11 protein-coding genes are annotated in these 15,805 nt (G+C 65.7%); 7 read left to right on the top strand and 4 right to left on the bottom strand.

Going from position 1 to position 15,805, the window contains the following annotated elements; all coding sequences use genetic code 11:
* Nucleotides 1-17: 17 nt before the first annotated feature.
* From C7G42_RS02970 to C7G42_RS02960, 3 genes are all read left to right on the top strand, one after another.
* Nucleotides 18-200, top strand: coding sequence for a hypothetical protein (locus C7G42_RS02970; protein WP_106947585.1), 183 nt, complete (start codon nt 18-20; stop codon nt 198-200).
* A 118-nt stretch (nt 201-318) separates the two neighbouring features.
* Nucleotides 319-1,536 (top strand): MFS transporter, encoded by a 1,218-nt coding sequence (locus C7G42_RS02965; RefSeq protein ID WP_106947584.1) that lies wholly within the window; start codon nt 319-321, stop codon nt 1,534-1,536.
* A gap of 80 nt (nt 1,537-1,616) precedes the next feature.
* The gene (locus C7G42_RS02960; RefSeq protein ID WP_106947583.1) at nt 1,617-3,332 is read left to right on the top strand and encodes an N-acyl-D-amino-acid deacylase family protein; all 1,716 of its coding nucleotides are present in this window, start codon (nt 1,617-1,619) and stop codon (nt 3,330-3,332) included.
* A 66-nt stretch (nt 3,333-3,398) separates the two neighbouring features.
* Here C7G42_RS02960 and C7G42_RS02955 read toward each other — a convergent pair whose 3' ends face one another.
* The gene (locus C7G42_RS02955) at nt 3,399-4,733 is read right to left on the bottom strand and encodes an MFS transporter (protein ID WP_106947582.1); all 1,335 of its coding nucleotides are present in this window, start codon (nt 4,731-4,733) and stop codon (nt 3,399-3,401) included.
* 153 nt (nt 4,734-4,886) lie between these two features.
* Here C7G42_RS02955 and C7G42_RS02950 point away from each other — a divergent pair, with 153 nt between their 5' ends.
* From C7G42_RS02950 to C7G42_RS02935, 4 genes are read left to right on the top strand one after another with little or no spacing between them, the layout of a single operon-like run.
* Nucleotides 4,887-5,540: an ABC transporter ATP-binding protein gene (locus C7G42_RS02950; protein ID WP_106947581.1), complete on the top strand. Its 654-nt coding sequence runs from the start codon at nt 4,887-4,889 to the stop codon at nt 5,538-5,540.
* Nucleotides 5,537-7,999 (top strand): ABC transporter permease, encoded by a 2,463-nt coding sequence (locus tag C7G42_RS02945; RefSeq protein WP_106947580.1) that lies wholly within the window; start codon nt 5,537-5,539, stop codon nt 7,997-7,999. Before C7G42_RS02950 ends, C7G42_RS02945 begins: the two co-directional genes overlap by 4 nt.
* On the top strand, nt 7,989-9,071 hold the full coding sequence (locus C7G42_RS02940) for a lipocalin-like domain-containing protein (protein WP_106947579.1): 1,083 nt from the start codon (nt 7,989-7,991) through the stop codon (nt 9,069-9,071). Before C7G42_RS02945 ends, C7G42_RS02940 begins: the two co-directional genes overlap by 11 nt.
* Nucleotides 9,072-9,100: 29 nt before the next feature.
* Entirely contained in the window at nt 9,101-9,487 is a 387-nt protein-coding gene (locus C7G42_RS02935; protein ID WP_106947578.1) for an MAPEG family protein, read from the top strand.
* A 156-nt stretch (nt 9,488-9,643) separates the two neighbouring features.
* On the opposite strand, the gene C7G42_RS02930 is transcribed toward C7G42_RS02935, so the two are convergent.
* The 3 genes from C7G42_RS02930 to C7G42_RS02920 all read right to left on the bottom strand — a co-directional run bounded on the left by C7G42_RS02930 (nt 9,644) and on the right by C7G42_RS02920 (nt 15,497).
* A complete protein-coding gene (locus tag C7G42_RS02930) occupies nt 9,644-10,837 on the bottom strand; it encodes an ABC transporter substrate-binding protein (protein WP_106947577.1) in 1,194 nt (397 codons plus the stop codon).
* 290 nt (nt 10,838-11,127) lie between these two features.
* Nucleotides 11,128-14,295 (bottom strand): efflux RND transporter permease subunit, encoded by a 3,168-nt coding sequence (locus tag C7G42_RS02925; RefSeq protein ID WP_106947576.1) that lies wholly within the window; start codon nt 14,293-14,295, stop codon nt 11,128-11,130.
* Nucleotides 14,292-15,497 (bottom strand): efflux RND transporter periplasmic adaptor subunit, encoded by a 1,206-nt coding sequence (locus tag C7G42_RS02920; RefSeq protein ID WP_199580614.1) that lies wholly within the window; start codon nt 15,495-15,497, stop codon nt 14,292-14,294. Before C7G42_RS02920 ends, C7G42_RS02925 begins: the two co-directional genes overlap by 4 nt.
* Nucleotides 15,498-15,805 lie beyond the last annotated feature (308 nt).

The raw sequence follows: 15,805 nt of genomic DNA, 5'->3' as shown, positions 1-15,805 counted from the left end.
ACCATCCGGGACCAGACATGACCAGGATCTGCAAACCAAGCGAGCCGCCCAAAGCCGCCGAAACCAAGATCGCCGAGAAGAAGCCGGCGGAAGGCAAGGCGAAGACACCTCCGCCGCCTCTCGATGAGGACGACTACGAGGACGGCGACATCGCAACGCCCAAGCGCGACCGCTATGGCCCGGATGATGAGCCGTTGTGAGAGGCCCAAGCCGGGGTCGCCCCCACCCGCACTAGCTGCCATGCGCCTGCGTTCATGGACAAATAACCGCTCTCCCCGATAGTTTGCGCGCCTTCCAGGGAGCGAAAACGAAACTGCAATGGTCGATATTCTTGCCGCACCGCAGCAAGGCAAGGCGGACAGCGCGCTCCGCACGCTGACCGGAATCTCGATCGCGCATTGGGTCAGCCACTTCCATCTGTTGGTGCTGCCGATGCTGTTCCCGTTCCTCAAGGACAAGCTCGGCGTCGGCTATGTCGAGCTCGGCTTCTCGCTGACCACGCTTGCCGTCGTCTCCGGCCTGACTCAGGCGCCGACCGGCTATCTCGTTGACCATTTCGGTGCGCGCAAAATCCTGCTGATCGGGCTGATGCTCGGCGGCTGCGCGCTGATCCTGCTCGGCCTGCATGTGAGCTACGCTTCGCTGATCGCCTGCGCCGTGCTGCTCGGGCTCGCCAACAGCGTCTATCACCCCGCCGATTACGCGATCCTGGCCGAGCACATGGACGAGGCGCGGATGGGCCGCGCCTTCTCGATCCACACCTTTGCCGGCTATCTCGGCGGCGCGGTGACGCCGGCGATCGTCGCCGCGCTCGTCATCGTGTCGGGCGGGGTCGGTGCGCTGATCGCATCCGGCGCCATCGCCATTCTGGTGGCGCTGCTGCTGGTGGCCATCGGCATCCCCGAGGCCGGCGCCCACAAGACGAAGCCGGGCCACGAGAACGCACCGAGGCAGGCCGTCGTCACTCCGGCGCTGATCACGCTGACGGCTCTGTTCATGCTGCTCAGCCTGTCGGTGGCCGGCATCAACAATTTCGGCGTGGTGGCGCTGATGAGCGGCTACGGCACCTCCTATTCGATCGCCAATGTCGCGCTGACGGCCTTCCTCGGCGCCAGCGCCGCCGGCGTGCTGGCCGGCGGCTTCCTCGCCGATCACACCGAACGCCATGGCTATGTCGCCGCGGCCTGCTTTGCCGCGAACGCGGCGATCGTGCTGCTGATCGCGCTGGTGACGCTGCCGGGCTGGGCCTTGACCGCAACCATGACCGCGGCAGGCTTCCTCTCCGGCGTGATCGCACCCTCGCGCGACATGCTGGTGCGCAATGCCGCGCCGGCAGGCGCCGCGGGACGCGCCTTCGGCATCGTCTCCACCGGCTTCAATCTCGGCGGCATCGTCTCGCCGCTGCTGTTCGGCTGGATCATGGACCAGAGCGCGCCGCACTGGGTGTTCGGTGCGTCGGTGATCTTCATGGTCGCGACCGTGCTGCTGTCGCCGTTCACGGAACGGAAGCCGGCCAAGGCTGCAACGCAACCCTGAGCGCACTTCCCCGCGCTTGACACTGCGACCGCGCGCCCGAAAATGCGCCCAAGCAAAACAACACACCGGGAAGAAGCACCATGAGCAATCCTGACCTCGTGATCCGCGGCGGCACCGTCGCGGACGGTCGCGGCGGCGAGCTGTTCGAGGCTGATGTCGCCGTCAGCGGCGGGAAGGTCACCGAGGTCGGCAATATCTCGGCCAAGGGCCGCGAGGAAATCGACGCGCGCGGCAAGCTCGTCACGCCGGGCTTCGTCGACGTGCACACGCACTATGACGGTCAAGTCACGTGGAGCCAGGATATCACGCCGTCCTCGCAGAACGGCGTCACCACCGCGATCATGGGCAATTGCGGCGTCGGCTTCGCGCCGTGTAAGCCTGTCGATCACACAAGGCTGATCCAGCTGATGGAAGGCGTCGAGGACATTCCCGAGCCTGTTCTGAGCGCAGGCATTCCCTGGGCCTGGGAGAGCTTTCCGGACTACATGGACTGGCTCTCGAAGCGCGATTTCGACATCGACGTCGGCGCACAGCTGCCGCACGCGGCGCTGCGGGTCTATGTCATGGGCGAGCGCGGCGCGCGCCGCGATCCTTCGACTGCCGAGGATAATGCCGCGATGGCAAAGCTCGCGGGCGAAGCGGTCCGCTCCGGCGCGCTCGGCTTCTCGACGTCGCGGACGCTCAACCACCGCACCTCGACCGGCGATTTCACGCCGACGCTGAAGGCCGGTGAGGACGAGCTCACCGCCATCGCGGGCGCGATGCACGGCGAGGGCCGCAGCGTGCTGCAATTCGTGCTCGACCTCTCCACCATCCACGAAGACCTGCCGATGATGCTGCGGGTGGCGGATGCCACCAAATGTCCGATCTCGTTCTCGATCACGCAGAACGACAAGGCGCCGCAGCGCTGGCGCCAGACGCTCGACGAGATCAACGCGGCCGCCAAACGCGGCCTCTCCATCACCGCGCAGATCGCGGCGCGCCCCGTCGGTCTCTTGCTCGGGCTCGAGCTGTCGCGCAACCCGTTCCAGACCCATCCGAGCTACAAGGCCATCGCACATCTGCCGTTGCAGGAGCGGCTGGCGCGGCTGCATCAACCGGAGGTGCGCAAGGCGATCCTGAGCGAGACTGCGACCGCCACCGACGATCCGCTGTTCTTCCGGCCCAACTACGACAAGATGTTCCTGCTCGGCGATCCCCCCGATTACGAGCAGCCGCCGGAAAACGCGCTGGGGCCGCAGGCACGGCGGCAGGGACGCCAGCCGGAAGAGCTCGCCTATGAAGCGATGCTGTCGGACGAGGGCCGCGGCATGCTCTATGTGCCCTTCCTCAATTATGCCGACGGCAATCTCGATGCGACGCGCGAAATGCTGATCGACCCGCAATCGGTGCCGGGCCTGTCCGACGGCGGTGCACATTGCGGCATCATCTGCGATGCCAGCTTCCCGACCTATCTGCTGACGCACTGGACGCGCGACCGCAGGCGCGGCGAGAAGCTGTCGATCCCGTTCGTGGTGGCGGCGCAGTCGCGCAAGACCGCGCTGTCGGTCGGCCTCACCGATCGCGGGCTGATTGCGCCCGGCTACAAGGCCGACCTCAATGTGATCGATTATGACCGGCTGCATCTGCATCCGCCGAAGGTGCATTACGATCTGCCGGTGGGCGGGCGACGGCTGTTGCAGGACGTCGACGGCTATGACGCGACGATCGTCTCGGGAGTGGTGACGCGTCGGCACGGCGAAGCGACAGGACGGCGGCCGGGGAAGCTGATTCGTGGGGCGCAGGGGGTGAATTAGCCACGGCTGTAATGAGGCGCGAAGGCCGCGCCTCATTTTCAGTATCGGGTGGGGCGAACCGGCCCCTTACGTCGGCGACACCGCACCCTTCAGCGCGGCGGACTGCGCCGTCGCGCCACGCGTCAGTCGGGCCTTTTCCGTGTTCGGCCACAGCAGCAGCAGGCCGAGCAGGCCGGAGCCGACCATGATCACGGCGTTGATGGTGAAGCCGGTCATGTAGCCGTCGATCGTGCTGCCGGCACGCTGGATCATCGCTCCCATCACCGCCGGCGCGATGATTCCGGCCAGCGTGTATAGCGCGCCGTAGATCGCGAGAACGGCGCCGCGCTGCGACGTCGGCGTGAACTCGCCGAGCATCGGCGGGCAGACCACGTAGATCGCCCCGCAAAGTCCCGAGCCGACCACGAGCAGTGCGATCTGGAGGCCTGCGCCCTGGACATGCGGCATCATCGCCAGGATCAGCCCGCCGAGCACCAGCGGCACCGAACCGAGCACGCCGCGCGCCACGCGGGTGTTGTAGCCACGGGCCATCATCACCTGTGAGATCCACCCGGTGAGAATGACGATGGTGGCACCGAACACCCAGGGCAGGATCGAGATGAAGCCGGCTTGGCTCTGCGAGAAACCGAGGCCCTTGACGATGAACGGCGTGAACCAGGTCAGGCCGAGCGACAGCGCCCAATAGGCACCGAAGGTCGCGGCGACGCAGCCGATGAAGGTGCGAGAGGTGAGAAGCTGCAAGTAGGGAATCTTCTGCTCGGTCGCGGCCAGGACCTGCGTGTCCTCCAGCGGGCCTTCCTTGCCGAGCGCGAGCCAGGCACAGACCCAGATCAGGCCGACGACGCCCAGCGCGCCGAAGGCGTAATGCCAGGAATGATTGACGATGACCCAGTTCAGCGCCGGCACCGCCAGGATCACGCCGAAAGCCGAGCCCTGCGACAGGATCGCGGTGGGCAGCGTGCGCTTCTCGTCGGGGAACCATTTGTAGATCGCGTGTGCCGCGACCGAGAAGGCTGGGCCTTCACCGGCGCCCAACACGATGCGGCAGATCAACAGCGTGGTGAAGGACACCGTGCCGACCATCGGAAACTGCGCCAGCGCCCAGATCACCGCGAGCACGAGCAGCACCCAGCGCGTCGGCACCTTGTTGACGATGAAGCCGACCACGATGGCGGCGATCGAGAACAGGAAGAAGAACGAGGAGCCGAGCAGGCCGAACTGCTCCGGGCTGAGCTTCAGATCGGTCATGATCGGCACGCCGGCGAGACCGACGACGATCTTGTCGGCGAAGTTCACGACCATGAAGAGGAAGAGGAGAAACGTGACGGTCCAGGCGCCCTTCGGCGTTGCCTTGGTCCCGATCGCCTTGCCGGCCATCTCCGCCGTTCGCTCAACGCTCATGATCCTCCCCCATCGATGCTTTTTTCGTTCTTGGCACTTTTTTGATTTGGCCGCCTTGGAAGCTAACAACGGGTTCGAGAGCAACGCAACCAGCATTTCCCCGGTAGGTGTGCTACGCAGCAATTCCGCTAATTCCGTCCGGCGCCATTCATCGTGTTGAACATCAAGAATCTCTCCAAGACTTTCTCCTCGGCCGGCGAGCCGGTCCACGTCTTGCGCGGTGTCGATCTCGACCTCAGGGCCGGCGAGCGCATCGCGCTGACCGGCGAGTCCGGCAGCGGCAAGAGCACCTTGCTGCATTTGATCGCGGGGTTGGACGCTGCCGATGGCGGCACGATCCGGCTGGAAGACATCGAGGTTACCGCGCTGTCCGATGCTGGCCGCGCCCGCTTGCGGCGCGACCGGATCGGGCTGGTTTTCCAGCAATTCAACCTGATCCCGAGCCTGTCGGTCGCGGACAATCTGGCCTTTCAGGCTCGGATCGCCGAGCGTCAAGATGCGGCCTGGACCAAGGAACTGGTCGAGCGGCTCGGGCTCGGCGCTCTGCTGAAGCGCTATCCCGAGCAATTGTCCGGCGGTCAGCAGCAACGGGTCGCGATCGGCCGGGCGCTGGCGATAAAGCCATCGCTGCTGCTGGCGGACGAGCCGACCGGTAATCTCGACGAGGCTACCGCCGAGAACGTGCTGGCGCTGACGCGCGACCTCGTCGCGCGCACCGGCTGCGGCTTCCTGATGGTGACGCATAGCCTGCATCTGGCAGCGACGCTCGACCGCCATCTCACCTTGCATGCGGGGCGGATCGCATGAGACGCGCGCTGTGGGTGCTCGCGGTGCTGCTCAGCCATTGGCGGCGTCACAAGATGCAGTTCGCGACGCTTCTGGTCGGGCTGATCGCGGCGACGGCCCTGTGGAGCGGTGTGCAGGCCATCAACCAGCAGGCCCGCACTGCCTATGACCGCGCCGCGGCGACCTTTGGTGGCGCACGCACCGCGATGCTGGTCGCGCCTGACGCGGCGACCTTTCCGCAAGAGTTGTACGTGAAACTCCGCCGCGCCGGCTGGCCGGTGTCGCCGACGCTGGAGGGCCGCGTCCAGGTCAACGGCCGCTCGTTGCGGCTGCTCGGCATCGAGCCGGTGACGCTGCCGGTCGAAATCGGCAACGCACCGCGTCTCGGCGCCTCCGACCTGGGCAGCTTCGTGGCGCCGCCGGGCCAGACATTGGTGGCACCGGAGACGCTGAGCGACTTGCACGAAGCCGAAGGCGCGTCACTCCCGATCAGCAACGGCGCAAAACTGCCGCCGCTGCGCGTGCTGCCGCAGCTCGCGCCCGGCGTGCTGGTGGTCGACATCGGCGTCGCGCAGCGTCTGCTGAACAAGCCGGATCAGGTTTCGCGGCTTCTGATCGGCCAGCCCAAGAGCAAGCCCGCGGGGCTCGCCAGCGTGGTCGGCGACCAGTTGCAGCAGGTGGAGCCGACTGCGGAGACCGAGCTGGAGCGCCTCACCGACAGTTTTCATCTCAACCTCACGGCGTTCGGCCTGTTGTCGTTCTTCGTCGGGCTCTTCATCGTCAATTCGGCCGTCGGCCTCGCCTTCGAGCAGCGACTGCCGATGCTGCGCACCTTGCGCGCCTGCGGTGCCTCGGCGCGGCTGGTCAACAGCGTGCTGGTGGTCGAACTCGTCGCGCTGGCGCTGATCGCCGGGCTGATCGGACTCGTGTGCGGCTATTTCATCGCGGCCGTGTTGCTGCCCGACGTCGCGGCGTCGCTGCGCGGACTCTATGGCGCACAGATCCCGGGGCAGCTCAGCTTGCGGCCCGAATGGTGGTTCGCCGGCATCGGCATCAGCATTGCCGGCGCGCTCGTTGCGGCGACGACCAGCCTGATCAAGGCGATCAGGATGCCGGTGCTGGCGACGGCGCAGCCGCGCGCCTGGCAACAGCGGCAGCGCCGCTGGCTGGTCCTGCAGAGTCTTGCCGCCTGTGCCGTGTTCGCCGTCGGGCTGCTGCTGCTTGGCTATGGCGAATCGCTGATCGCAGGCTTCGGCCTGCTGGCGGCCTTGATGCTCGGTGCGGCGCTGATCCTGCCGGCCTTCCTCGAACTTCTCCTGCTCGCGGGGCAACGCGCTGCGCGAAGACCGCTTGCGCTGTGGTTCTGGGCAGACAGCCGGCAGCAACTCTCCGGACTATCGCTGGCGCTGATGGCGCTGCTGCTCGCCCTCGCCGTCAATGTCGGGGTCTCCACCATGGTGGAGACGTTCAGCCGCACCTTCCTCGGCTGGCTCAACGGTCGGCTCGCAGCTGACGTCTATATCAGCGCCTCCGACGACGGCCAAGGCGTTGCGATCCGCAACTGGCTGAAAGAGCGCAGCGACGTGCAGGCGATCCTGTCGGGTGGCCGCGCCGAGACGCAGGTTCAGGGCCAGCCAGTGGAATTGCTCGGCCTGCCCGATCACGCGCTCTATCGCGAGCGCTGGCCGCTGCTGGAGGCCGTGCCGCAGGCCTGGACCCGGCTTGTGCCGGGTAATGCCGCCTTCATCAGCGAGCAGCTCAGCCGCCGTCTCAACGTCCGCATCGGCGACGTCGTCGAGGTGCCGGCGCCGGGCGGGAGCTGGGAGCTCGACATCGTCGGCATCTATGCCGATTACGGCAATCCCAAGGGGCAGCTGACCGTCAACGTCGCCGCGCTGATCCGGCAGTTTCCACAGACGCCGCAGACGCGGATCGGGCTGATCGTCGCAAAGGAAAACATCCCGGGCCTGATCGGGGCGTTGCAGAAACAGTTTGCGCTCGACGATCGCAGTGTCGCCGACCAGGCCACGGTGAAGGCCGAATCGATCCGGATCTTCAACCGCACCTTTGCTGTCACGTCCGCGTTGAATGCGTTCACACTCGGTGTCGCCGGAATCGCACTGTTCACGAGCCTGCTGACACTGGCGAATTCCCGCCTGCCGCAGCTTGCGCCGCTATGGGCGATCGGCATCACGCGGCCGCACCTTGCCGCGATCGAATTGACCAAGACGCTGTCGGTGGCGCTGTTCACCGCGCTGCTGGCGGTGCCGCTCGGGCTGCTGGTGGCGTGGTGCCTGATCGCGATCGTGAACGTGAAGGCGTTCGGCTGGCGGCTGCCGTTCCATGTGTTCCCGCTGCAACTGGTCGAGCTGGTCGCGGTGGCGCTGGTCGCGTCGATGCTTGCGGCGCTGTTGCCGGTGATACGGCTGGCGCGGATGCAGCCGGCCAGCCTCGTCAAGGTGTTTGCCAATGAGCGCTGATCGGATCTCGCGCCGCGCCTTCGCCGGCGGCATCGCTGCGCTTGCTCTCGCGCGGCAGGCCGGTGCGCAGGGCTATGCGGGGCTGGGTGAGAAAGCCGATGGCTTTGCGAAGGTGACGCCGGGGAAGCTGTTTGCCTTTCCCGGCGATCACGGACCGCATCCGGAGTTTCGTATCGAGTGGTGGTATCTGACGGCAAACCTCGTCGATTCCAGCGGCGCGGCTTGCGGCCTGCAATGGACGCTGTTCCGCCAGGCGGCGCAGCCGGGCCCGCAAGGCGAGGGCTGGGCCAATCAGCAGGTCTGGATGGCGCACGCCGCGGTGACGCGGGCCGACACCCACCGCTTCAACGAGGTCTTTTCACGCGGCGGTGTGGGCCAGGCCGGCGTCACGGCCAAGACGTTCGATGCCTGGATCGACGACTGGGAGCTGAAGGGTTTTGACCGCACCGACGATCGCACTTTGGCGCCGTTGGAGCTGAAAGCGTCCAGCACCGATTTCAGCTACGCGTTGACGCTTGAAGCCGATCGTCCGGTCGTGCTGCAGGGCGACCGTGGCTACAGCCGCAAATCGGAGCGCGGCCAGGCGTCCTATTATTACAGCCAGCCGTTCTACCGCGCCCGCGGCGCGCTCACCATCGACGACAAGCCGGTCGATGTCTCGGGCCAGGCCTGGATGGACCGCGAATGGAGCAGCCAGCCGCTCGACGCCGATCAGACCGGCTGGGACTGGCTGTCGCTGCATCTCGCGTCCGGCGACAAGTTGATGCTGTACCGGCTGCGGCAGAAGGACGGCCGGGATTATCCGTTCGGCAACTGGATCAGCGCTGCCGGCGAGACCCAGATGATCGCGGGCGGCGACATTCAAATGATCCCGAAGGCGACAGCGGAGGTCGCCGGACGCAAGCTGCCGGTGGAATGGCAGATCGCGATCCCGTCGCGATCATTCTCGATCCGCTGCAAGCCGCTCAATCCAAAAGCCTGGATGGGGACCGGCTTCTCCTACTGGGAGGGGCCGATCAGCTTCGCCGGGACGCATGACGGCGTTGGCTATCTCGAGCTGACCGGCTATTGAAGCAGCGGCCTCTTCAAAGGGATTTCGCGATGTATCGTTTCACCGCTCTCGTCACGCTGCTGGCGATCGCGTTTTATTTCTTCACCTGCATCAACGTGTCGCGCTCGCGCAGCAAGACCGGTGTCAAGGTGCCGGCAATGTCGGGCCACCCGGATTTCGAACGCGCCTTCCGCATCCAGATGAACACGCTGGAATGGATGCCGATCTTTCTGCCGGCGCTCTGGCTGTTCGCGGTCTATATCGGCGACGGCATCGCGGCAGCGATCGGCGCGGTCTGGATCATCGGCCGCGTCGTCTATTTCATCGGCTATTCGAAGGCGGCCGCCAAGCGCGGCCCGGGCTTTGCGATCCAGGGTATCGCGGCCATCGCATTGTGGGCGGGGGCGCTGGGGGCGGTGGTGTTGCGGCTGGTGTGAGGCGCCGCAGCACAGGCTCTCGTGTCCCGGGCGCGGTGCAGCGTGCAACGCTGCGCCGCTGAACCGGGACCCATGTGGCATCGAACGTGGAGGAGTATGGGTCCCGGCTCTGCGCAGCAGCGTTTCACCCTGCAGCTCGTCCGGGACACCAGAGCGTCACTTCGTCAGCGGGCAGCCGCTGTCCTTGGCGGTGAAGAAGGCCTTGTCGCCGGGAACGGTGGCGAGCAGCTTGTAATAATCCCAAGGCTTCTTCGATTCCGAGGGCTTCTTGACCTCGAACAGATACATGTCGTGGACCATGCGGCCGTTCTCGAGCACCTTGCCGCCTTGCGCGAAGTCGTCGTCGACGGGCAGCTCCTTCAGCTTCTTGGCGACCGCATCGGGATCCTTGGTGCCGGCCGCCTTGACCGCCTTCAGGTAGCTCAGCGTTGCCGAATAGGTACCGGCCTGGATCATGTTCGGCATCCGCCCGGTGCGCTTGAGGAAGCGTTCGCCGAGATTGCGCGAGCGGTCGTTGACATCCCAGTAATAGGCTTCGGTCAGCACGAGGCCCTGTGCGGCCTGCAGCCCGAGGCCGTTCACCTCGGCGAGCGTCATCAGCAGGCCGGCGAGCTTCTGGCCGCCGGAGACGATGCCGAACTCGGACGCCTGCTTGATCGAGTTGGTGGTGTCGAGGCCGGCGTTGGCGAGGCCGACGATCTTGGCCTTCGAGCTCTGCGCCTGCAGCAGGAAGGAGGAGAAGTCCGAGGAGTTGAGCGGCACGCGCACCGAGCCGACCACCTTGCCGCCATTGGCGGTGACGATCTCGCTGGTGTCCTTCTCCAGCGCGTAGCCGAAGGCGTAGTCGGCCGTGAGGAAGAACCAGGTGTCACCGCCGGCCTTGGTCAGCGCACCGCCGGTGCCGACACCGAGCGCGCGGGTGTCGTAGGCCCAGTGGAACCCATAGGGCTGGCAGGCATCGCCCGTGAGGCGCGAGGTCGCGGCGCCGACGACGATGTCGATCTTCTTCTTTTCCTTGGAGAGCTCGTGAATCGCGAGCGCGACCGAGGAGGTCGTCAGCTCCGTGATCATGTCGACGTTCTCGACGTCGTACCAGCGCCGCGCGATCGAGGTCGCGAGGTCAGGCTTGTTCTGGTGGTCGGCGGTGACGAGTTCGATCTTCTGCCCCAGCACCTCGCCGCCGAAATCCTCGATCGCCATCTTGGCGGCTTCCACCGACCATTTGCCGCCGTAATCGGCGTAGACGCCGGACTGGTCGTTGAGAATGCCGATCTTGACGCCTTGAGCAGACGCCGGCGCCGCCAGCACCAGGGCGGAGGTTGCGACGGCGGCCAAAAGTGCTGATTTCATCTGTTAGCTCCCAGCAGTTTTCTGTTTTGAAATCGCGCGGATACTAGTGAAGAACCCCGCGCCTGCCCATCCATTTCACGTTGGCCGTTAGTATGGGATTCTGCGCGCCAAACAACCGCCGTCGTCCCGGACAAGCGAAGCGCAGATCCGGGACCCATATACCCAGGGGGAAGTTTGGCGGAGATTCGTGGTTACCAATCTCGCCGCATCTTCTCCCTGGGGATAGGGGTCCCCGCCTACGCGGGGACGACAGCGAGGGGTAAGAGTACGCCGGTGGCCACCATCTGCAGTTAAGAGCCCACCACCTTCGGCTTCCCCTCGTTCCGCCCCTCGGCAAGGTTCCGCACCACCACGTAGAAGATCGGCGTGAACAACAGGCCGAACAGGGTGACGCCGATCATGCCGAAGAAGACGGCGACGCCGACGGCCTGCCGCATCTCCGAGCCGGAGCCACTCGATATCACCAATGGCAGCACGCCGAGGATGAAGGCGAAGGACGTCATCAGGATCGGTCGCAGGCGCAGCCGGCAGGCGTCGATCACGGCCTCCAGCCGCGGCTTGCCCTCGTTCTCGATGTCGCGCGCAAACTCGACGATCAGGATCGCGTTCTTGGCCGCCAGCCCCACCAGCACGACGAAGCCGATCTGGGTGAGGATGTTGACGTCCTGCCCCATGATGCGCACGCCGATGGTGGCAGCCAACAGGCACATCGGCACGATCAGGATCACCGCGAACGGCAGGGTCCAGCTGCCATATTGTGCGGCGAGCACCAGATAGACGAACAGCACGCAGATCGGGAACACGTAGAGGCCGGCATTGCCGCCGGTGATCTGCTGATAGGACAGGTCGGTCCATTCGAAGGTGAAGCCGCTCGGCAAGGTGTCGTCCGCCAGCTTCTTGATGGTGTTGAGCGCCGTGGTCGAGCTGGTGCCCGGCGCCGGCTCGCCCTGGAGTTCGGACGCCGCATAGAGATTGTAGCGCGCGACGCGGTCGGGACCCGAGACATCCTTGAACTCGACCACGCTGCCGAGCATCACCATGTCGCCGGAGGCGTTGCGCGTGCGCAGGCGTGCGAGATCGCTCGGCTCCTTCCGGAACGGGAAGTCGGCCTGCGCGGTGACGTGATAGGTGCGGCCGAACAGGTTGAAGTCGTTGACATAGGTCGATCCGAAATAGCTCTGGATCGTGTCGTTGATATTCGAGATGGGAACGCCGAGCTTCTGCGCCTTGGTGCGGTCGATGTCGACGAACAGTTGCGGCGTGTTGGCCGAGAACGGCGAGAACACCGTGGGAGCGAGCAGCGAGGGCGATTTGCGCGCCGCGGCAACGAGCTCATCGGTGGCTGCGGCGAGCATCTCCGGCCCGCGGCCCTGACGGTCCTGGATGCGGATGGTGAAGCCGCCGCCGGTGCCGATACCCGGTACGGCCGGCGGCGGGATCACGATGATGAACGCGCCCTGGATCGCGGACAGGCGCTTGCGCAGGTCGGCCGTGATCGCATTCGCCGTGAGCCCCTTCTTGATCCTAGCCTCGGGCTCGTCGAACACCGGGAACAGCGCGGCCGCATTGCCGGCCTGCGTGCGGGTGGCGCCCGAGAAGCCGGCGAAGGCAGCGACGCGGACGATCCCCGGCGTATCGAGCGAGATCCGCTCGATCTCGCGCACGACCTCCGTGGTGCGCGCCAGCGACGCGGCGCCTGGCAATTGCGCGGAGATGATGACGTAGCCGCGGTCCTGCGCCGGAATGAAGCCTTGCGACGTGGTCGCGATCAGCCAGCCGGCGCTGCCGATCAGCACGACGTAGATCAGGATCATCACCACCGAATGCCGAATGACGAAATTGGCAAGCCCGGCATAGCCGTGCGCCAGCCGGTCGAACACGCGGTTGAACACACCGGTGAAGGCGTTCCACCCGCGCGCGACGACATTCCAGCTCGCCGGCGGCCGCTTCTCCCCGTGCGGCGTGAGGATCTGCGAGGCCAGCGCGGGCGACAGCGTCAGCGAGCAGAAGCAGGAGATCGCGGTCGCAACCGCGATGGTGACGGCGAATTGCTGGAAGAACTGCCCGGAGATGCCGCCGAGGAACGCCGTCGGAACGAACACCGCGCAGAGCACCAGTGCGATCGAGACCAGCGCGCCGCCGACCTCCTCCATCGTCTTCAGCGCCGCGTCGCGCCGGCTCATGCCGTGCTCGAGATGGCGCTCGACGTTTTCGACCACCACGATGGCGTCGTCGACGACGATGCCGACGGCGAGGACGAGGCCGAACAAAGTGAGGTTGTTGATGGAGAAGCCCAGCGCCGCCATCACCGCGAAGGTGCCGACCAGCGACACCGGGATTGCGATGATCGGAATGATCGCGGGCCGCCATCCCTGCAGGAACACCAGCACCACGATGACCACGAGCAGCATGGCTTCGTAGATGGTCTTGATCAGTTCGTGGACGGACTGGGCGATGAACTCGGTGGGATTATAGCCGATATTGAAATCGAGACCCTTCGGAAAGGTCTCCTTCAGCCTCGTCATGGTATCGGTGATGTTCTTCGCGGTGGCGAGCGCGTTCGAGCCGGGCCGCTGCGTCACCAGCATCGCGACCGCGGATTTGCGCAGCAGGAAGCTGTTGGTGGTGTAGGAGAGCGCGCCGAGCTCGATGCGGGCGACGTCGCGCAATCGCACGATACGGCCGTCCGAGCCGGCCTTGATCAGGATGTCCTCGAACTGCTTCTGGTCCTTCAGGCGGCCGGTGAAGGTGAGGTTGGGCTGGAAGGCGCGATCGGCGATCGGCGGCTCGGCGATCTGGCCGCCGGCGATCTGCACGTTCTGGGCGCGGATCGCGGCCAGCACCTCGGCCGAGGTCAGGCCGAGATTGGCAATTCGATCGGGGTCGAGCCACAGCCGCATCGAATAGTCGCGCGCGCCGAACATCTGGATGTCGCCGACGCCGTCGAGACGCAGCAGCTGGTCGCGGACCTGGAGCAGCGCGTAGTTGGAGATGTAGAGCTGGTCGAAAGTGTCGTCCGGCGACAGCATGAACACGACCATCAGGATGTCGGGCGAGTTCTTGCGGGTGGTAACGCCGTTGCGCTGGACTTCCTCGGGCAGGCGCGGCTGCGCGATCGCGACGCGGTTCTGCACCAGCACCTGGGCCTTGTCGAGATCGGTGCCGAGCTTGAAGGTGACGGTGATGGTGAGCTGGCCGTTCGAGGTGGCCTGGCTGTAGAGGTACAGCATGTCCTCGACGCCGTTGATCTCCTGCTCGATGGGAGCGGCCACCGTGTCCGACACGGTCTGCGCGGAGGCGCCGGGATATTGCGTGGTGACGACGACGGTCGGCGGCACCACTTGCGGATATTCGGACACCGGCAGCGTGGTGTAGGCGAGCGCACCGACGATCAGCAGCACGATCGACAGCACCATCGCCAGGATGGGCTGGTTGATGGAGAGACGGCCGAGATTCATGACTTGCCACCGGCTGGGGCTTGCGCCGTCTGCGGCGTGACCTTGGCGCCGACACGGGCGCGCTGGATGCCGTTGACGATGACGCGGTCATCGGCCTTCAATCCCTCGCGGATCACGCGCAGGCCTTCGTCGAGCGGCCCGAGCAGCACAGGGCGCGCCTCCACCGTGTCGTCGGGTTTCACCACGAACACGATCTTGCGGGACTGGTCGGTCGCAACGGCGACGTCCGGAATCAGCAGCGCCTCATAGGGCGCGCTGCCGATCAGCCGGACGCGGCCGAACTGGCCGGGCAGGATCGACAGGTCCATATTCTTGACCACGGCGCGGCTGCGCAAGGTGCCGGTCGAAACGTCGAGGCGGTTGTCGAGGAAGTTGATGGTGCCTTCATGCGACGGCTTGGTTTCGCCGGCCAGCGTCACCTGCACCGGATTGGCCGTGTCACGCGAGCTCGGGCGCCGGCCTTCGAACCACAGCTTGCTGTATTTGATGAAGGTCGCCTCATCCATGTCGAAATAGACGTAGATCGGGTCGAGCGTGACGATCGAGGTCAGGAGGGTCGAAGAGCCATTGTCGCTGCCCTGCACGAGATTGCCGGGGCTGACGAGATGCCGACCGACGCGGCCGGTCAACGGCGCCGTTACATGGGTGAATTCGATGTTCAATCTGGCGGCTTTCAGCGCGCCTTCCGCCTGCACCTCCGCGGCATGCGCAGCCTGCAGGGCCTGACGGCGCTGGTCGACGACCTGCTCGGAGACCGCGCTGGTCTGCACCAGGCTGAGGCCGCGGTCGAGCTCGCGCTTGGCCAGTTCCACCTTGGCGCGGGCATCCGACAGCTGTCCCTCCGCCTGCGTGGCGACTGCCTCGAACGGACGCGGGTCGATCACGTAGAGCAGATCGCCCTGATGCACGATGGCGCCGTCCTGGAATTCGACCGAGTTGACGAAGCCGCCGACGCGCGGGCGCACCTGCACCTCCTCGACCGCCTCGAAGCGGCCGGTGAACTCGTCCCAATCGGTGACGGTGCGCTTGACCGGCTGGGCGACCGTCACCGGCGGCGGCGGAGGAGCGGCTGCTTGCGAGGTCGGCTGCCCGCAACCAGTGAGCGCGAACGAAGCGACGAGCAGACCCGCTAGCGTGTAATGCCGCGGCTGGATGAAATCGTGCTTTTTGACAAGTCGCTTGCTTCCATCCGGTCCAGCCATCCCAGGTCCTCGCATCGTCCTTTGTCAAAAGCCGCGGAAAAAGCAGGGTAGGCATTTACCCGCGGGCGACCCAAGATGGGTGGAGTTGATGAACACTTCAAGACCAAAGCTCGGGCAGGGCTTTCAAGCACACCCTGACCGGATGGCGGGTTGACGGACCCGAGCGGAGCTCTCTCACGCGATGCGAGAAGGCACGCTGCCACCCGCTCCTGGAGGGCCCTAGGGGAATAGTAAGGAAACAAGCCAGCGCCTTCGCACATGACGGGAGCCGGCGGCTCGGCTAGATTACTTCCACAAGAACAAGACGA

It is taken from the genome of Bradyrhizobium sp. MOS003 (assembly GCF_003020125.1).
In the GTDB taxonomy this organism is placed as follows: domain Bacteria; phylum Pseudomonadota; class Alphaproteobacteria; order Rhizobiales; family Xanthobacteraceae; genus Bradyrhizobium.
Note: the sequence above shows the minus strand (reverse complement) of the source record. Positions and strands in the feature narration are given on the sequence as shown.